General features: G+C 75.2%; 19 protein-coding genes. 10 read left to right on the forward strand and 9 right to left on the reverse strand.

The genetic code is table 11. The features are described 5' to 3' along the window. The 5 genes from recD to ACFUVW_RS11630 form a co-directional block, all read left to right on the forward strand. On the forward strand, positions 1-1321 hold a 1321-nt coding region (gene recD / locus ACFUVW_RS11610), incomplete at its 5' end, for an exodeoxyribonuclease V subunit alpha (protein WP_430571483.1). A 132-nt stretch (positions 1322-1453) separates the two neighbouring features. After that, complete coding sequence (locus tag ACFUVW_RS11615; protein ID WP_430571484.1) at positions 1454-2527, forward strand: LLM class flavin-dependent oxidoreductase; 1074 nt, start codon at positions 1454-1456, stop codon at positions 2525-2527. 101 nt (positions 2528-2628) lie between these two features. After that, positions 2629-3423, forward strand: coding sequence for an MBL fold metallo-hydrolase (locus ACFUVW_RS11620; RefSeq protein ID WP_430571485.1), 795 nt, complete (start codon positions 2629-2631; stop codon positions 3421-3423). Between the two features lie 65 nt (positions 3424-3488). Beyond that, positions 3489-4394: an LLM class flavin-dependent oxidoreductase gene (locus tag ACFUVW_RS11625; RefSeq protein ID WP_430571486.1), complete on the forward strand. Its 906-nt coding sequence runs from the start codon at positions 3489-3491 to the stop codon at positions 4392-4394. A 40-nt stretch (positions 4395-4434) separates the two neighbouring features. Then, complete coding sequence (locus ACFUVW_RS11630; RefSeq protein ID WP_430571487.1) at positions 4435-4830, forward strand: VOC family protein; 396 nt, start codon at positions 4435-4437, stop codon at positions 4828-4830. A 16-nt stretch (positions 4831-4846) separates the two neighbouring features. On the opposite strand, the gene ACFUVW_RS11635 is transcribed toward ACFUVW_RS11630, so the two are convergent. The 3 genes from ACFUVW_RS11635 to purS are packed head-to-tail and all read right to left on the reverse strand — an operon-like array spanning position 4847 to position 6374. Further along, positions 4847-5371: a GNAT family N-acetyltransferase gene (locus ACFUVW_RS11635; RefSeq protein ID WP_430571488.1), complete on the reverse strand. Its 525-nt coding sequence runs from the start codon at positions 5369-5371 to the stop codon at positions 4847-4849. Then, the gene (purQ, locus tag ACFUVW_RS11640) at positions 5368-6087 is read right to left on the reverse strand and encodes a phosphoribosylformylglycinamidine synthase subunit PurQ (protein WP_430571489.1); all 720 of its coding nucleotides are present in this window, start codon (positions 6085-6087) and stop codon (positions 5368-5370) included. The genes ACFUVW_RS11635 and purQ overlap by 4 nt, the downstream gene beginning before the upstream one ends. Continuing rightward, positions 6087-6374 carry a phosphoribosylformylglycinamidine synthase subunit PurS gene (gene purS, locus ACFUVW_RS11645; RefSeq protein ID WP_079575850.1) on the reverse strand — a complete coding sequence of 96 codons (288 nt, stop codon included), beginning with the start codon at positions 6372-6374 and terminating at the stop codon, positions 6087-6089. The genes purQ and purS overlap by 1 nt, the downstream gene beginning before the upstream one ends. A gap of 234 nt (positions 6375-6608) precedes the next feature. Between purS and ACFUVW_RS11650 the strand changes: the two genes are divergently transcribed. After that, positions 6609-7469, forward strand: a complete 861-nt coding sequence (locus tag ACFUVW_RS11650; protein WP_430571490.1) for a DUF4190 domain-containing protein — start codon at positions 6609-6611, stop codon at positions 7467-7469. Positions 7470-7510: 41 nt separating this feature from the next. Here ACFUVW_RS11650 and ACFUVW_RS11655 read toward each other — a convergent pair whose 3' ends face one another. Continuing rightward, the gene (locus ACFUVW_RS11655) at positions 7511-8479 is read right to left on the reverse strand and encodes a phosphoribosylaminoimidazolesuccinocarboxamide synthase (RefSeq protein ID WP_430571498.1); all 969 of its coding nucleotides are present in this window, start codon (positions 8477-8479) and stop codon (positions 7511-7513) included. Positions 8480-8515: 36 nt separating this feature from the next. Between ACFUVW_RS11655 and ACFUVW_RS11660 the strand changes: the two genes are divergently transcribed. Beyond that, positions 8516-10009 (forward strand): AAA family ATPase, encoded by a 1494-nt coding sequence (locus ACFUVW_RS11660; RefSeq protein WP_430571491.1) that lies wholly within the window; start codon positions 8516-8518, stop codon positions 10007-10009. Positions 10010-10033: 24 nt separating this feature from the next. On the opposite strand, the gene purD is transcribed toward ACFUVW_RS11660, so the two are convergent. After that, a complete protein-coding gene (gene purD, locus ACFUVW_RS11665; protein WP_430571492.1) occupies positions 10034-11386 on the reverse strand; it encodes a phosphoribosylamine--glycine ligase in 1353 nt (450 codons plus the stop codon). A 60-nt stretch (positions 11387-11446) separates the two neighbouring features. Here purD and ACFUVW_RS11670 point away from each other — a divergent pair, with 60 nt between their 5' ends. Then, positions 11447-11818, forward strand: a complete 372-nt coding sequence (locus tag ACFUVW_RS11670; RefSeq protein ID WP_430571493.1) for a nuclear transport factor 2 family protein — start codon at positions 11447-11449, stop codon at positions 11816-11818. Here the strand turns inward: ACFUVW_RS11670 and ACFUVW_RS11675 are convergent. From ACFUVW_RS11675 to ACFUVW_RS11685, 3 genes are all read right to left on the reverse strand, one after another. Then, positions 11815-12534 carry a transporter substrate-binding domain-containing protein gene (locus ACFUVW_RS11675; RefSeq protein WP_430571494.1) on the reverse strand — a complete coding sequence of 240 codons (720 nt, stop codon included), beginning with the start codon at positions 12532-12534 and terminating at the stop codon, positions 11815-11817. The genes ACFUVW_RS11670 and ACFUVW_RS11675 overlap by 4 nt on opposite strands. Further along, a complete protein-coding gene (locus ACFUVW_RS11680; protein ID WP_430571495.1) occupies positions 12531-13826 on the reverse strand; it encodes an adenylosuccinate synthase in 1296 nt (431 codons plus the stop codon). The genes ACFUVW_RS11675 and ACFUVW_RS11680 overlap by 4 nt, the downstream gene beginning before the upstream one ends. Before the next feature lie 121 nt (positions 13827-13947). Further along, positions 13948-14310 (reverse strand): STAS domain-containing protein, encoded by a 363-nt coding sequence (locus ACFUVW_RS11685; protein ID WP_429735554.1) that lies wholly within the window; start codon positions 14308-14310, stop codon positions 13948-13950. An 86-nt stretch (positions 14311-14396) separates the two neighbouring features. On the opposite strand from ACFUVW_RS11685, the gene ACFUVW_RS11690 reads away from it, so the two are divergent. Next, positions 14397-14846: a DUF3151 domain-containing protein gene (locus tag ACFUVW_RS11690; RefSeq protein WP_430571496.1), complete on the forward strand. Its 450-nt coding sequence runs from the start codon at positions 14397-14399 to the stop codon at positions 14844-14846. Between the two features lie 23 nt (positions 14847-14869). Here ACFUVW_RS11690 and ACFUVW_RS11695 read toward each other — a convergent pair whose 3' ends face one another. Beyond that, on the reverse strand, positions 14870-17068 hold the full coding sequence (locus ACFUVW_RS11695) for a SpoIIE family protein phosphatase (RefSeq protein ID WP_430571497.1): 2199 nt from the start codon (positions 17066-17068) through the stop codon (positions 14870-14872). Positions 17069-17248: 180 nt separating this feature from the next. Between ACFUVW_RS11695 and ACFUVW_RS11700 the strand changes: the two genes are divergently transcribed. Continuing rightward, positions 17249-17602: an STAS domain-containing protein gene (locus ACFUVW_RS11700; RefSeq protein ID WP_245807192.1), complete on the forward strand. Its 354-nt coding sequence runs from the start codon at positions 17249-17251 to the stop codon at positions 17600-17602. The last annotated feature ends 52 nt before the right edge of the window (positions 17603-17654 follow it).

The raw sequence follows: 17654 nt of genomic DNA on the forward strand, positions 1-17654 counted from the left end.
GCTCACCGGCGGTCCCGGCACCGGCAAGACCACGACGGTCGCGCGCCTGCTGGCCGTGCTGCAGGACGTCGCCAGGGAGCCCGCCCTGCGGGTCGCGCTCGCCGCGCCGACGGGCAAGGCCGCCGCCCGGCTGCAGGAGGCGGTCCGCGACGTCGTCGGCGCCCTGGCGCCCGAGGACCGCGAGCGCACCGGCCGGCCGGACGCGACCACGGTCCACCGGCTGCTGGGCTACCGCAGCGCCACCCGCTTCCGGCACCACTCCGGCCACCACCTGCCGCACGACGTCGTCGTCGTGGACGAGACGTCGATGGTGCCGCTGTCGCTCATGGCGCGGCTACTCGAGGCGCTGCGCCCGGACGCGCGGCTCGTGCTCGTCGGCGACCCGGACCAGCTCGCGTCGGTCGAGGCCGGCGCCGTCCTGGGCGACCTCGTCGCGCGCCCGCCGGTGGTCGAGCGCCTGGCCGAGCACGTCACCACCACTCCGCCGGCGGGCGGGCCGGACGAGGGCGCCGCCCTGGCCAACGGCGTCGTGCGGCTCGTCACGGTGCACCGGCAGGACGAGGACTCCGCGATCCTGCCGCTCGCTGCCGCCATCCGCGACGGCGACGCCGACGCCGTCCTCGACGTCCTGCGCGCCGGCACGGGCGGCGTCGAGCTGGTCGAGGCGGACACCGAGCGCCTCGACGAGCACGCCGTGCAGGGGCTGCACGACGACGCCGTCGACGCGGGTCGGCGCCTGGTCGCCGCGGCACGAGCGGGAGACGCGGGGGGCGCCCTCGAGGCGCTCACCGCGCACCGCGTCATGGTGGCGCACCGGCGCGGACCCGTGGGCGTGTCCCGCTGGGCGGCGCAGGTCGAGGCATGGGTGGAGGACGCGACGGCCGACGGCGGCGTGCTCGCGGCGGCGCCCGGGACGCCGTGGGTGGTGGGCCGCCCCCTGCTGGTCACGAGCAACGACGCCGACGTCGGCCTGTACAACGGCGACACCGGCGTGCTCGTCGCGGAGGGCGACCCCGCCGACGGTGCGGTGGTCGCGGCGTTCGGCGACCCGCGCGCGCCGCTGCGCGTGCGCACCCACCGGCTGCCCCCGGTCGAGACCGTGCACGCCATGACCGTGCACCGCGCGCAGGGCAGCCAGTTCCGCCGGGTCTCCCTCGTGCTGCCGCCGCCCACGTCGCCGCTGCTCACCCGCGAGCTGCTGTACACGGCGGTCACCCGCGCGCAGGAGTTCGTGCGCGTCGTCGGCACCGCCGACGCCGTCCGCGCGGCGGTCGCGCACCCCGTCCGCCGCGCGAGCGGTCTCCGCGACCCCCTCCCCTGACCCCGCCCGCCGTTGTGGGTGCGCTCGTGGCCCCCTGTCGTGCTGAGACAGGGCCACGATCACACCCACAACCCCGTCTGCGAACGGTTGCGGGCGGAATAGGCACGACGTCGCCGAGGGTTGTCCCAGGCGATGAACGCCAATGCCCCCGCCCCCGCGCCCACCTCCCCGCGACTCTCCGTGCTGGACCTCGTCCCGGTCCGCACCGGCCAGTCCAGCCCGCAGGCACTGGCCGCCTCGCTCGCGCTGGTGCGCCGGGCGGACGAGCTGGGCTTCGAGCGGTACTGGTTCGCCGAGCACCACAACATGCCCGCGGTGGCGGCGTCGACGCCGCCGGTGATGATCGCGGCGGCCGCCGCCGTCACCGAGCGCATCCGCGTGGGCTCGGGCGGCGTGATGCTGCCCAACCACGCGCCGCTCGTCGTGGCGGAGCAGTTCGCCGCGCTCGAGGCCCTCGCCCCCGGGCGCGTCGACCTCGGTCTCGGCCGCGCCCCCGGCTCGGACCCGGTCGTCACGGCGCTCCTGCGTCAGTCCGGCCCGACGTCGGACGTCGAGCGGTTCCCGCAGCACGTGCGCGACATCCTCTCCCTCATGAGCCCCGAGGGCGCCGCCCTGCGCCTCGGCGACGGCAACCTCTACGACGTGCACGCCACGCCCGCCGCCGACGGCACGCCGGAGGTGTGGCTGCTCGGCTCCAGCGACTACTCCGCCCGTCTCGCCGCGGAGCTGGGGCTGCCGTACGTGTTCGCCAACCACTTCTCGGGCGCGGGCGTCGACCAGGTACTCGCGCTGTACCGGGACGGCTACCGGCCCAGCCCGGCCCACCCGGAGCCGCGGACGTTCCTCACGGCGAACGTCGTCGTCGCGCCGACCGCGGTCGAGGCGCACGAGCGCGCCCTGCCGCAGCTGCGGTCGATGGCGCGCCTGCGCACCGGCAAGCCCATGGGCCGCGCCGAGACGGTCGAGCAGGCCGCCGCCGAGCCGCTGGACCCGATGGCGGAGCAGATCATCGCCGACATGCGTGCGCGTTGGGTGGTCGGCGAGCCCCACCAGGCCGCGGCGCAGCTCCGCGACCTCGCCACCCGGCACGGCGTGGACGAGGTCATGGTCGTGCCCGTCGCAGGCTCGTACGAGTCCGAGCCGCTGGACGCCACCCCCGGCCGCGTCCGGACGCTCGAGCTGCTCGCCGAGGCCCTCGCGGCCTGACGCGTCGGCCCGTCCCTGCGGCGCGCCCCCGCATCGGCCATCATGAGGGCCGGTCCGGGCACGCCGTGCCGACCCGACCGCGTCCCGAGAGCGAGGCCCGCATGCCCCACGTCACCGTCGTCCGCGCGGACAACCCCGGCCCGATGACGCTGGACGGCACGCGCTCCTACGTGCTGCGCGCGCCGGGCTCGGCGTCGTGCGTGGTCGTGGACCCGGGGCCCGACGACGAGCGGCACCTCGCGACCCTGGCCGAGGCGGGCCCGGTGGAGCTGGTGCTGGTCACGCACCGGCACGCGGACCACACGGCCGGGTCGGCACGGCTGCACGCGCTCACCGCCGCCCCGGTGCGGGCCGCCGACCCGGCGCACTGCCACGGCGGCGAGCCGCTGCGCGACGGCGAGACGATCGAGGCCGCCGGCGTGCGCGTCGACGTCCTCGCCACGCCGGGGCACACGGCCGACTCGGTGTCGTTCGTCGTGGCGGCACCCGGTCGCCCCGGTGCGAGCGACCCGGTGGTGCTCACGGGCGACACGGTGCTCGGGCAGGGCACCACGGTGATCGCCGAGCCCGACGGGTCGCTGCGGGACTACCTCGCCAGCCTGGACGTGCTGGAGAGGGTGGGCGAGGGCCGCACCGGCCTGCCCGGGCACGGCCCGGCGATCGACGACCTCGGCGCCGCCGTCCGCACGTACCGCGCCCACCGCCTGGAGCGCCTCGAGCAGGTGCGCGCCGCGCTCGCGGCGCTCGGCCGGGCGCCCGGCGACGCGGGGGCCCCGGACGACGCGGCCGACGCCGTCGTCGCGCACGTCTACGCGGACGTGGACCCGTCGGTGCGGCGCGCGGCGCGGCAGTCCGTCGTCGCGCAGCTCGCCTACCTGCGCGACGAGCACGCCTGACCCGAGGCCCGGCACGGCGGCCGGTGGCCCGAGCGGGTGTCGGTGCCCCGCGGCACGATGGCGTGATGACGGTCACCCCTGCCCCCGAAGCCCGCCCCGCCGTCCGCCTCGGCGTCGCCTTCGTCCCCACGATGACGCCGGAGTCCCTGCGGTCGCTCGCCACCGCCGTCGAGGCCGCCGGCCTCGACGACCTGTGGGTCTGGGAGGACTGCTTCAAGCAGAGCGGCGTCGCGTCGGCGGCGGCCGCCCTCGCCTGGACCGCACGGGTCCGGGTGGGGATCGGCCTCATGCCCGCGCCGCTGCGCAGCACCGCCGTGACGGCGATGGAGGTCGCCACGCTCGGACGCATGTTCCCGGGCCGGTTCGTGCCCGCCGTGGGTCACGGCGTCCAGGCCTGGATGGAGCAGTCCGGGGTCCGGGTGAAGTCGCCCCTCACGTTGCTGCGCGAGCACACCGAGGCGCTGCGGCGGCTGCTCGCCGGTGACGAGGTGACGACGTCGGGCCGCTACGTGACGCTCGACCGCGTCCGCCTCGACTGGCCCGCGCCCCAGGTGCCGCTGCTGCTGGGCGGCGTCGGGCCGCGCTCCCTGGCCCTGGCGGGCGAGCTGGGCGACGGCGTCATCCTGGCCAACGCGCTCACGCCGGACGACGTGCGCGGGGCCGCCGAGACGGCCGGCGCCGCGGCGCAGGCCGCCGGCCGTCCCGTGCCGGGCGTGTACGCCACGCTCATCGCCGCGACGGGCGACGGCGCGCAGCAGCGGCTCGACGCCGAGCTCCCGCTGTGGGGCGCCGAGCCCGGGCGCGGTATCGGCGCGGCCGGCGACGCCCGCGCCATCGCGGACGGCGTGCTGCGGCTGGCCGCCGCCGGGGCCTCCGCCGTCGCGGTGCAGCCCACGGCCGACGAGCCCGACCTCGCCGGGTTCGTCGAGCTGCTCGGCCGCGAGGTGCGGCCGCTGCTCGACCAGGCATGACCCACCCACCCCACGCAGGACGCACCCGAGGAGCAGACCCATGGACTGGAAGATCGAGCTGATCCACGTGCCCGTGAGCGACGTGGACCGGGCGAGGGAGTTCTACGAGCGCGTCGGCTTCCACCCCGACCACGACCAGCAGGTGAACGACGACCTGCGGTTCGTCCAGATGACGCCGCCGGGCTCGGCCTGCTCGATCGCGTTCGGGACGGGCCTGGGCGGCACCCTGCAGCCGGGTCAGCTGGACGCGATCCAGGTGGTGGTGCCCGACGCGGACGAGGCGCTGGCGCACCTGCGGAGCGTGGGCGTCGAGGCCGACGGCGTGGACGACCAGCCCTGGGGCCGGTTCGTCACGTTCGCCGACCCGGACGGCAACTCCTGGACCCTGCAGCAGCTGCCCGCGTGGTCCGCGGGCGCCGCGGGCGCCGCGGGCTGAGCCTGCGAGGGCGAGGTCAGAGGCGCTTGCCGTAGCAGCGCTGCTGCTCGAACCCGGCGTGGTCGCCGAACGACTCGATCGGCTCGTAGCCGATGGCCTCGTACAGCGCGATCGCCTCGGGCTGCGCGGTGCCGGTCTCCAGCACGAACCGGCGGAAGCCGACCTGGCGGGCGGCGCGCTCCAGCTCGGCCATGAGCCGACGGGCGACGCCGCGCCCGCGGGCGTCCCCGTCCACGTACAGGCGCTTGACCTCGCCGGTCGCCGCCGGGTGCGCGGTGCCGCGCCCGCGCCGGTCGTCCGTCCCGGACACGTCGCGCACGGCGGCGGTGCCGACGGGACGGCCGTCCAGCCGGGCGACGAGAGTGACGACGATCGACCGCGGGTCGATCGCCGGCGCCTCGTCGTCCCCGCCGTACCGCACCGCCATCTCCGCTTCCTGCGCGGCGCGCAGGGCAGCGGCGACGGGGTCGTCCCACGCCACGGCGTCCACCGTCAGGCCCTCCGGCCCGACGGTGGACGGCAGGGTGGTGGTGGCGGTCATGCCGAGACGAGCGACGCCAGCACCGACGTGAAGAAGCCGAGCCCGTCCGTGCCGGATCGCGGGCCGGCCTCGCCGTCCGGGCCGAAGCCGGCCTCGACGGCGTGCTCCGGGTGCGGCATGAGGCCGACCACGTTGCCGCGCGCGTTGGTGATGCCCGCGATGTCACGACGCGAGCCGTTCGGGTTCCAGCCCTGGTAGCGGAACACGACGCGGCCCTCGCCCTCGAGCTCGTCGAGGGTGCGGTCGTCGGCGACGAACTGGCCGTCCTGGTTCTTCAGCGGGATGGTGATGTGCTGGCCGGCCCGGTACTGGTTCGTCCAGGCGGTCGACGTGTTCTCGACCGACAGCACCTGCTCGCGGCACACGAAGTGCAGGTGGTCGTTCTTCACCATCGACCCGGGCAGCAGGTGCGCCTCGGTCAGCACCTGGAAGCCGTTGCAGATGCCGAGCACGGGCATCCCGCCCTTCGCGGCGTCCACGACGGCGTCCATGGCGGGCGCGAACCGCGAGATGGCGCCGGCGCGCAGGTAGTCGCCGTAGGAGAAGCCGCCGGGCAGGACGACGGCGTCGACGCCCTGCAGGTCGCCGTCGCCGTGCCACAGCGACACGGGCTCGCCGCCCGCGAGCCGCACGGCGCGCGCGGCGTCGCGGTCGTCGAGCGTGCCCGGGAACGTGACGACGCCGATCCGCGCCGACGCGAGGGTGCCGGCGGTCATCAGGCCACGCCCTCGGCGGTGATCGTCCCGGCGGCGTCGGTCGCGGCGTCGGCCACGCGCACGACGTCCTCGATGACGGGGTTGGACAGCAGCGTCTCGGCGGCCTGCTGCGCGGCGGCGAGCACCTCGGGCGTGACGTCGCCGTCCACCTCGAGCTCGAACCGCTTGCCCTGGCGCACCCCGCTGAACTGGGTGAAGCCGAGGCGGGGCAGCGCCCCGACGACGGCCTTGCCCTGGGGGTCCAGGATCTCGGGCTTGGGCATGACCTCGACGACGACGCGTCCCACGGGTGCTCCTTGGATCGTGACCGGTAGCTGGCCGGGTGGTCCAGCGGCCGCCGCTCCTCAGGTCCCGGCACGGGCGGCACCGCGGGGGCGCGCGCGTGGGGGCGGGAGCACGACGGCGGGATTCCGCGACGAGTCTACCGCCCGCACGCTAGCCTTCTGACGCCGCGGAGCGCAGCCGGACGACGGCGCCGCCGACGCCGCGTCATCCACCATCGCACCGAACCCCGAGGAAGCATGTCCGCACCCACCCCTCCGCCCGCGGGCGGCACGCCCGACCCGTACGCCACGCCCGAGGCCGGCACGACGCCCGCGACCGGGCCCGCGCCGACCGAGCCGCCGGCGCCGTACGCAGCCTCCGGCGCGTCCGCACCCGTGACGCCGTACGACCAGCAGGCCCCCTCCGAGGGACAGCCCGCGCCGCACGGCGCCCCCTCCCCGTACGGCGCGCCCTCGCCGTACGCGCAGCCCGCGCCCGGGACGGACGGGCTCTCGATCGCCGCGCTGATCACCGGCATCCTCGGCATCAGCCCCGTCGCGCTGGGCCTCGGCATCGCGGGGATGCGGCGCACCCGGCGCACGGGCCAGGGCGGTCGGGGGCTCGCGATCGCCGGCGTCGTGCTCGGCGCGCTGGGGATCCTCGGCTGGCTGCTGGTCATCGGCCTCGTCGTCCTGGCGGCGACGAACGACGACTTCCGGGAGGGGTTCAGCCAGGGCCTCGAGGAGTCGTACGCCGACCGCACGGGCGCGAACCTGAACCTGGGCGACTGCTTCGAGCTGCCGGAGAGCGCCACCGACCTCACCGGCATCGTCGCGATAGACTGCGCGTCGCCGCACGGGGCGGAGATGGTGGGCGTCGACGAGCTCACGGACGCCGAGTACCCGGGCGAGGAGTCGGTGGTCGCCACCACGGAGGACTTCTGCTTCGAGCAGTTCGGCGCCTACGTCGGCACGGACTACGGCTCGTCCAGCCTCGACATGATGTACCTCTACCCCACCCAGGCGTCGTGGGCGTTCGGCGACCGGCGCCTCATGTGCTGGGCGCAGAACCCGGACGGCTCGCCGCTGGAGGGCAGCGTCCAGGGCTCCGGCCTGTGACCCGCTGAGCCGCGGAGCCGCGGGGTCAGACGGGGGGCGCCTCAGCGCAGGGGCGCCCCCGTCAGCCGCTCGTAGGCCTCGAGGTAGCGGTCGCGCGTGCGCTCGACGACGTCGGCCGGCAGCGCGGGCGGCGGCACGTCCGACGCGCGGTCCCAGCCAGAGGCGGGCGACGTCAGCCAGTCGCGCACGAACTGCTTGTCGAAGCTGGGCTGGGCGTGACCGGGCTCCCACTCGTCCGCGGGCCAGAACCGTGACGAGTCGGGCGTGAGGACCTCGTCGCCGAGCACCGTCTCGCCGGTCGCCGGGTCGACGCCGAACTCCAGCTTGGTGTCCGCGAGGATCACGCCGCGCTCGCGCGCGATCTGCTCGGCCCGCGAGTAGACGGCGAGCGTGAGGTCCCGCAGCCGGGCGGCCGCGTCGTCGCCGATCCGCCGGGCGACCTCCTCGAACGTGACGTTCTCGTCGTGCTCCCCCACCTCGGCCTTGGTGGCGGGGGTGAAGATCGCCTCGGGCAGGCGCGACCCGTCGACCAGGCCGCCCGGCAGCGGGAGGCCCGTGACCTCGCCGGACGCCCGGTACTCGGCCAGCCCGGAGCCCGTGAGGTAGCCGCGGGCCACGCACTCGACGGGGAACATCTCCAGCCGGCGGCAGACCATCGCGCGCCCGGCGACGACGTCGGGCACGAGGCCGTCGCCCGGCTCGGCGCTCGCCTCCGTGGACACGACGTGGTTCGGCACGAGGTCCGCCAGCTGGTCGAACCACCAGAGGCTGAGCTGCGTGAGCACCACGCCCTTGTCCGGGATCCCCGGGGAGAGCGTGTGGTCGTAGGCGGACACACGGTCGGACGCCACGACGAGCACGACGTCCCCGAGCGGGTGCACACCGCCCAGGGCCGGCAGGTCCGGCTCGTACAGGTCGCGCACCTTGCCGGAGTAGACGTGCCGCCACCCCGGCAGGTCGAGCGGTCCGCCGGCGAACGCGTCGGTCTGGTCGGCACCGGGCTGGTTCACATCGTGCGTCTCGGTCACGAGCCCTAGTGTTCCAGCATGTCGCCCGACCACGGGACCGCGGTCCCCTCCGTGGACCTCGCGCCCTTCCTCGCCGCCTTCCAGCGGCTGTCCGACCTCGCGGCCGAGGCCCAGCAGGCCCGGTCGGCCGCGGGGACGACCGTCGCCGCCGTCCTCGCCGAGCACCTCGGTCACGACCCGCGGTCCCTGCCGGTCGTCACCGAGACGCTCTCGCCCCTGCGGACGGTGGACGCCGACGTCGCCCTCGACGCGCTGGCGGAGCGGCACGGAGGGGGCCGCGTGGTCGGCGTCGGCGGCGGCGAGCAGCGGATGCACTCCTCGCTCTCGGAGATCGTCGAGCAGTCCTCGCAGTGGCGCCAGTTCCCGGTGGGCGCGGTCGACTACACGCGGACGGCGACGGGCCCCGACACGGAACGACGGGTGGTCTCGTTCGGGCTCCGGCTGCTCACCGTCGACGGCTCCCCGCTCGCCGTCCTGCAGCGGGCCGCCGCACCACGGTTCGGGATGGAGGGCGCGCTCGAGGTGATCGCTCCGGACCAGGACGACGCGCTCGCGTTCCTCGGCGAGCTGCGCGAGGCGATGATCACCCACAGCATGCTGCGCGGCCAGGTCGTGTCGTTCACCGCGGGCGACTACGAGGCCACGAGCGCGGGTGTCACGTTCCACCGGCGCGACACCGTGCCCGCGGCGGACGTCGTGCTGCCGGCGGGCACGCTCGACCGGGTGACCCGTCAGGTCCTCGGCGTCGCGGAGCACCGGGACCGGCTGCTCTCCGCCGGCCAGCACCTCAAGCGTGGCGTGCTGCTCTACGGGCCCCCCGGCACCGGCAAGACCCACACCGTCCGCCACCTCGTCGGGCGCGCCGACGGGACCACGGTCATCCTCCTCGCCGGCGGCTCGCTCCAGCTGGTGGGCGTGGCCGCGGAGATCGCGCGGGCCATGCAGCCGGCCGTCGTCGTGCTCGAGGACTGCGACCTCATCGCCGAGGACCGGTCGTTCCACGACGGCCCCCAGCCGCTGCTGTTCGAGGTGCTCGACGCCATGGACGGGCTCGCCCCCGACGCCGACGTGGCGTTCGTGCTCACCACCAACCGCGCGGACCTGCTGGAGCGCGCGCTGTCCCAGCGCCCGGGGCGTGTGGACCTCGCCGTCGAGATCCCCCTGCCCGACGCCGGTGCGCGGCGTCGCCTGTTCGAGCTGTACGGCGGGGCCCAGGGCTTCGGCGACCACGCCCTCGACGCCGCGGCGGAGAGCACCGAGGGCGTGACGGCCTCCTTCGTCAAGGAGGCGATCCGCCGGGCGGTCCTGCTCGCCGCCGAGGACGATCGGGCCGTGACGGACGACGACCTGGCGACCGCCGTCGCGGAGATGACCGCCGACGGGGAGCGCATCACCCGCTCGCTGCTCGGCGGGGCGGCGATGGACCCGGTCGACGACGGCGAGGAGCACGACGCGGACGACCTCGACGGCGGCGACTCGTTCGGCTGGTTCGCGGAGGCGTCCGGGCGCTGACCGGCCGCCCGCCGAGGCGAGCGGTCAGGGGACGGCGACCTCGCCGCGCTCGGCCTTGAGGGCGATGTCGCTGCGGTGGTGGGAGCCGTCCAGCGCGATCTTCTCCACCCCGGCGTAGGACGCCGCCCGGGCGGCCGTGAGGTCCGCGCCCCGGCCGACGACGGACAGCACGCGCCCGCCGGCGGACACCAGCGCGCCGTCGACGACGGCGGTGCCGGCGTGCAGCACGTGCACGCCGTCGAGCGCCTCGGCGTCGTCGATGCCCGTGATCGGGTCGCCCTTGCGCGGCGACTCGGGGTATCCCTCGGAGGCGACGACGACGTTCACCACGGCGTCGTCCGACCAGCGCAGCGGCTCGATGCCGTCGAGGCGGCCGGTGGCGGCGGCGAGCAGCACGCCGGACAGCGGGGTGCGCAGCCGCGCCAGCACGGCCTGGATCTCCGGGTCGCCGAAGCGCGCGTTGAACTCCACCACGCGCGTGCCGCGCGAGGTCAGCGCCAGCCCCACGTAGAGCACGCCGGAGAACGGGGTGCCGCGGCGGGCCATCTCGTCCACGGTGGGCTGCGCGATGCGGTCCACGACCTCGGCCACCAGGTCGGTCGGCGCCCAGTCGAGCGGCGTGTAGGCGCCCATGCCGCCGGTGTTGGGGCCGGCGTCGTCGTCGCCGACGCGCTTGAAGTCCTGCGCCGGCACCATCGGCACGACCGTGGCGCCGTCGCACAGGCAGAACAGCGAGACCTCCGGGCCGTCGAGGTACTCCTCGACCACCACGACCTTCCGGGGCCCCCGGGAGTCCCCGGAGCGAAGCGAGGAGACTTCCGGGGTGGAGGGGCCGTCGTCGCCGCGCGCCCCGAGCGCCTCCCGGGCGTGCGCGAGGGCGGCATCGCGGTCGGACGTCACGACGACGCCCTTGCCGGCGGCGAGCCCGTCGTCCTTGACGACGTAGGGGGCGCCGAAGGCGTCGAGCGCGTCGGCGACCTGCTCCACGGTGGTGCACACGTGGGCCATCGCCGTCGGCACCGCCGCGGCGGCCATGACGTCCTTCGCGAACGCCTTCGACCCCTCGAGCCGCGCGGCCTCGGCGGACGGCCCGAAGACGGGGATCCCGGCCTCGCGGACGGCGTCGGCGACCCCGGCCACCAGCGGCGCCTCGGGGCCGACGACGACCAGGTCGACGCCGAGCGTCCGGGCGAGGGCGGCGACGGCGCGGCCGTCGTTCGCGTCCACCGGGTGCAGCGCGGCCTGCGACGCCATCCCCGGGTTGCCCGGGGCGGCGTGCAGCTCGTGCGCCGGCGCCGCACCTTCAGCAGACTCGGCGGCCAGGGCGTGGACGATGGCGTGCTCGCGGGCACCGGTCCCGACGACGAGGATCTTCACGGGCGACCAGTGTAGAAGGCCCCGAGGGACGGCGTCGGTGGCGACCGCCATGCTGACGCCATGACCACCGCCGCTCAGCTGCTGCTGTCCCTGTCCGCCCGGATCGACGCGCAGGACTGGGACGGCCTGTCCGCCCTGCTCGCGCCGGACTTCCGGGCCCGCTACGTGCACACCGGCGAGACGTTCGACAAGGCCGGCTTCGTCCGGCTCAACCGCGACTACCCGGGCTCGTGGCGGTTCGAGCACGAGGACGTCGTGGACGGCGGCGACCGCGGCGTCCTGCGCGCCCGCGTCAGCGACGCGACCGGCGCGAGCGACGAGGTCTACCACGTGGCGTCGTTCGCGACCGGGGGCGCCGACGGCCTGCTGCGCGAGCTCGTGGAGGTGTGGGCCGACCAGGTGCCCGAGGCGCCGGCGCGCGGCCGCTCCTAGTCCTCCGGCCCCGGGACGGTGGCGTCCTGTCCCGACCGGGCGAGCGACTCCGCGACGAAGCCGTCGGCGGTCAGCTCGGTGACGGTGTCGCGCAACCACGCGACGGCGACGGGATCGCGGTCGCGACCCGTGGCCACGGCCTGGCGGATCTCGGTGAACCGCGGCTCGACGACGCGGAGCCCCGGGTGCTCGGCGACGTACCGCGTCAGGGGCTGCCGGATGCCGGCCGCCACCTCCAGGCCGTGCTCCTCGAAGGCGACGGTGCCGTCGGCGCCGCGCACCACCTCCGCCCGGGTCAGGGTGCGGGTGAGGAACAGGTCGTAGGCCGAGCCCTGCTTCACCCCGACCCGCACGCCGGGCCGGTCGACGTCGTCGGCGGTCCGCACGGGCGAGCCGTCCGGCACGGCGTACACGCCCTCGATGAGCACGTACGGCGCGGTGAACGCGACCTGCGCGGCGCGCTCGGGCTCGACGGCGAGGAAGCCGACGTCGGCCCGGCCGTCCGCGACCGCCGCGAACGAGTGCCGGGCGGCGTCGACGCACTCCAGCGCGCTCCCGACGCCGAGGCGCCGGGCCAGCTCGCGGGCGAGGTCGACGGTCACCCCGGCCGGGTCCTGCGCGGTGCCCTGCGCGAGCACCGGGTTGCCGAGGTTGATCACCGCGCGCAGCACGCCCGTCGGGGCGAGCGCGTCGACGACCTGGCCGGTCGCGGTCATGCCCGGGCGTGGATGAGGTCGTGCACCGGGATGATCTCGTCGCGCCGCGGGCCGACGCCCACCGCGGAGATGCGGCAGCCGGACAGCTCCTCCAGGCGCGCCAGGTACGCCTGCGCGTTGGCGGGCAGGTCCTCGATGGTCCGGGCCCCGGAGATGTCCTCCCACCAGCCCGGCATCTCCTCGTAGATCGGCGTCGCGTGGTGGAACGCCGACTGGTCGTCGGGCATCTCGTCGTAGCGCGTGCCGTCCACGTCGTAGGCCACGCAGACCGGCACCTTCTCGAGGCCCGTGAGCACGTCCAGCTTGGTCACCACGAGGTCCGTCAGACCGTTGATGCGCGACGCGTAGCGCGCGATGACGGAGTCGTACCAGCCGCAGCGCCGCGCGCGGCCGGTCGTGACGCCGTACTCGCCGCCGGTCTTGAGCAGGTACTCGCCCATATCGTCGAACAGCTCGGTGGGGAACGGGCCCTCCCCGACGCGCGTCGTGTACGCCTTGATGACGCCGATGACGGAGTCCACGCGGGTGGGCCCGATGCCGGAGCCGGTCACCGCGCCGCCGGCCGTCGCGCTCGACGACGTGACGAACGGGTACGTGCCGTGGTCGATGTCGAGCATCGTGGCCTGGCCGGCCTCGAACAGCACGTTCTTGCCCTCGTCGAGCGCCTGGTTGAGCACGAGGGGCGTGTTCGCGACCATCGGGCGCAGGCGCTCGGCGTGCGCGAGCAGCTCGTCGACCGTCGCGTCGATGTCGACCGCGCGTCGGTTGTAGACCTTCACCAGCAGGTGGTTCTTCTGGTCGAGGGAGCCCTCGACCTTCTCCCGCAGGATCTTCGGGTCGAACAGGTCGGCGATGCGGATGCCGACGCGGTTGATCTTGTCGGCGTACGCCGGGCCGATGCCGCGTCCCGTGGTGCCGATGCGGCGCTTGCCGAGGAAGCGCTCGGTGACCTTGTCCAGCGTGCGGTGGTAGCCGGCGATGACGTGCGCCTGGCTCGAGACCAGCAGGCGGGAGACGTCCACGCCCCGCGCGATCAGGTCGTCGAGCTCCTCGAACAGCACGTCGATGTCGACGACCACGCCGTTGCCGATGACGGGGACGACGCCGGGCGACAGGATGCCGGAGGGCAGCAGGTGCAGCGCGTACTTCTCGTCGCCGATGACGACGGTGTGACCCGCGTTGTTGCCGCCGTTGAACTTCACGACGTAGTCGACCCGGGACCCGAGCAGGTCCGTGGCCTTCCCCTTGCCCTCATCGCCCCACTGGGCACCGACGAGCACCACGGCTGGCATGAAATCTCCTCGCGTCGACGAGGCCCGGCGTCTTCACCCACGTCACCTGAGGAGGCGGGCCTCCTGGGCCGGGCCGCGCCCGAGTTTACCCGCCCGTGACCTGCCCGTCGGTCCGGCGCGCTCAGCCTGCCGGGTGGTGCGTGGCGGGGGTCGACGGCGCGGGCGCTGACTCGCACCGGTGGTCGCGGTCGATGCGGAACAGGTCGAGCGCCCCGCACACCTCGAGCACGAACAGGTCGCGCTCGTCCGCGCCGCGCAGCACCGTGGCGCCGCCCCGCTTGCGCCCGGCGTCGGCGAGGGAGATGAGGAAGGCGGCCCCGGTGGAGTCCATGAACGTGACGCGGCACATGTCGATCACCAGCAGCTGCCGCCGCAGCCCGACCACCCGGGTGGCGATCTCCGGGAACTGGTCGCGCTCCGCGAGGTCGAGGTCACCGGCGATCACGAGCGTCGTCGTCGTCGAAGACGTCGCGATCTCGATCATGGAGCGAGCGTACCCGCGACCGGCCGCGCGCGACGCTCGAGGCGCCGATCCGTGGACCGAGGCGGGGAGCGGGCCAGAATGGGCCCATGACCTCTCCCGTGGACGACCTGCTCGCCGGCCCGCCCCCGACCCGCCTGCCCGACGACCACCCCCAGGTGCGCGACGGACTCGACACCGGGGAGGACCCGGCCCGGCTCGCCGCCGACCACCCTGCGGCGTCCCTCGCCTGGGCCGTGCTGGCCGAGGCCACGCTCGACGCCGCGGGCGACGAGCCGACCGCCGCCCGCTCCGTGACGGCGTACGCGTACGCGCGCACCGGCTACCACCGCGGCCTCGACGCGCTGCGCCGCGCGGGCTGGCGCGGCCAGGGCCCGATCCCCGCCGACCACGTGCCCAACCAGGGCTTCCTGCGCGCGCTCGCCGCGCTGTCCGAGGCGGCCGCGCAGATCGGCGAGACCGACGAGGCGGAGCGCTGCGCGCAGTTCCTGCGCGACTCGGGCACGTCTCCCGAGGAGGTCCGCGCGCTGCGCGACTGAGACGAGCAGGCCTTCCAGGCAGGTCAGCGGGGCGCGACGGCGTTCGCGTGCAGCTTGGCCCACACGAGCTTGCCGGACCCGGCGGGCCGCCAGCCCCAGTCGGCGAGCCGCTCCACGATCTGCATCCCGAACCCGCCGACGCGGTTGGGGTGGCCGTCGGTGGTGACGGGCGGGGCGGGGTTGGAGTCCTCCACCTCGATCCGCAGCCCATCGCCGGTGTCGAAGAGGCGCAGCGCGATGTTGCCCCAGCCGTGCAGCACGCCGTTGGCGACCAGCTCGGAGACGACGAGCTCGGCCGACGCGGACTCCGGCAGCCCCCACGCCTGGCAGGTGCGCAGCACGGCGTGCCGCGCCCGCCCGATGGACGCGGGCTCGCTGGGCAGCAGCCACCGCCGCGACCGCGGGCTGAGCGGCTGCACCTGCGCGTCCGCGACCGGGTCGGGCACGCGCACGACGACGAGCGCGACGTCGTCCTCGGGGGCGTCGGCCAGCCTGGACAGCAGCTCCTCCCCCACCCCGGCGGCGTCGCGGGCGGTGATGCGTCCCGACGTCTCGACGAGGGCGTCGAGGCCGACCTTGAGCGACCGGTCGCGGCGCTCGATGAGGCCGTCGGTGTAGAAGAGGAGCACGTCGCCGCGGCGCAGCTCGGCCTGGCCGGTGGTGCGCGGCTTCGACCCGAAGCCCACCAGGGACCCGGCCCCGCCCGCGAGCTGGGTGACCTTGCCGTCGCGCAGCAGCAGCGGCGGCAGGTGGCCGGCGCGCGTGTACTGCACGGTCCACGCGTCGCCGTCCTGCTGGTGCTTGAGGGTGGCGTAGACCATCGACGCCGACCGCGGGATGCGCATCCCCGTGACGAGCTGGTCCACGCGGTCCACGACGATCCCCGGCGTCGCGAGCTCGAAGGCGTACGACCGCACCACCGACCGCAGCTGCCCCATCGCCGCCGCGGCCTCGACGTCGTGCCCGACGACGTCGCCGACCACGAGCCCGACGACCCCCTCGTTGATCTGCAGCACGTCGTACCAGTCGCCGCCCACCTGGGCGTGCTCGGCGTTGGGCGCGTAGTAGGTCCACACGTCGAGCCCGGAGACGTCGGCCTGCTCGGGCAGCATCGCGCGCTGCAGCGCCTCGGCGAGCCGGTGCTCGCGCGCGTACAGGCGCGCGTTGTCGATGGCGGTGCCGGCCCGGCGCGCCACCACCTCGATGACGGTGTGCACGTGCTGGGGCTCGCCCGGGGTGGGCCAGGCCTCCTCGGTGACGGTGCCGTCCGCCGCCACGCCCACGCCGTGCCAGGTGGCGAGCAGCCCCAGCACGCGACGCCGACCGGCCACGGCGTGCACGACGACGGCGCGCGGCAGCGCCCCCGTCTCCTCCACCACGCGCCGCAGCAGGTCGCGACGCAGCCAGCCGGACGCCGAGTGCGCCGGGAAGCCTGCGTCCAGCCGCAGCATGACGGGTCCCTCGACGACGCCCTCCAGCAGGTCCTGGACCTCGTCCCGGAGCGGCTCGCGGCGGTCGTCGGCCTGCGACGCGTCGGACCGCCCCGCCGGCGCGTCCTCGGGCAGCTCGGGCACGTACCGCGCGTGCCGGCGGCCGCGGCCGGTCGGCGGCGACGCGACGTCGACGCCGTCGGCGAAGACGAGCCCGTCGTCGTTGACGTAGAAGCCGGCCCAGGGCACCAGCGCGCGCAGCAGGTCGGCGATGTCGCGGAGCGCGTAGGGGTACTCGAGGTCGCCCAGCAGCTCCGTGGTCTGGGCGATGAGGTCGAGGTCCGCGCGCTCGCGGCGCTCCACCTCGAGGGAGGCGAGCTGGTTCGCCTGCCGCTCCACGTGCGTCGACACGTCCGTGGCGGTGCCGAACCAGTGCTCCGCCCGGCCCTGTTCCCCCGGCACCGGCGACATCGTGATCTGCCACCAGGTGGCGCGGCCGTCCATGAGCCGCCCGCTCACCATGCGCGTGGTGGGCCGCCCGGCACGCAGGTCGCCCTGGCTGCGCTCGCGCTCCGCGTCGTCGTCCACGAGCTCCAGGAGGGGGTGCCGGCCGAGGACGGCGAGGTCGTTGACGCCGATCCCGGACTCGCGCGCGAAGGCGTCGTTGATCCACAGGACGGGCATCCCGTCGTCCCAGGCGCCCGTGACGAACGCGGGGATGACGGCGGCCGCGATCGCCCCGTCGAGAAATCCGTCCGGAAGGGGCGGCACAGGACCGGATGATTCGGTCATAATGCCTCCACTGCCGAGATTCCCCGCCCTGGTTGGTGTTCTTGCTGGTCATTCAACCGTAGATTGGTGTCCGCCGAGACTCGAGGTGAACGCCCCGCGCGTGGAAGGAGCACCGTGCACGACGGATCGAACACGACCCCACGTGATCTGCGGCGTGCGGACGTGAAGGAGGCAGACGCGGTGCCTGAGCTGGGAGACCCCGCGAGCGTGCACGTCATCGTGGGTGCGTCGCGCGCCCGTGTCGTGCTGTCCGGCGAGATCGACGCCGACATCGGAGCCGAGCTGGGCGAGGCGATCTCCGACGCCGAGGGCTCGGGCCTTCCCGTCGAGATCGACGCCCACCACGTCACCTTCATGGACTCCTCGGGTGTGGCGTTCCTCGCACGCCTCGCGTCGCGCAGCCCGCACCGCGTCCGGGTGCTGCGCGCGCCCCCCACCGTCCGGTTCCTCCTCGAGGTCACGCGCATCGGCGAGCTGCTGGAGATCGTCGACGTCGACCCCGGCTTCGACCTGGAGACCCCCGCGCCGAGATAGATAAGCCTGCACCGCGAGATAGAGAACCTCCCTCGCCGAGATAGAGAAGGGG

It is taken from the genome of Isoptericola sp. NPDC057391 (assembly GCF_042668085.1).
Taxonomy (GTDB): domain Bacteria; phylum Actinomycetota; class Actinomycetes; order Actinomycetales; family Cellulomonadaceae; genus Isoptericola.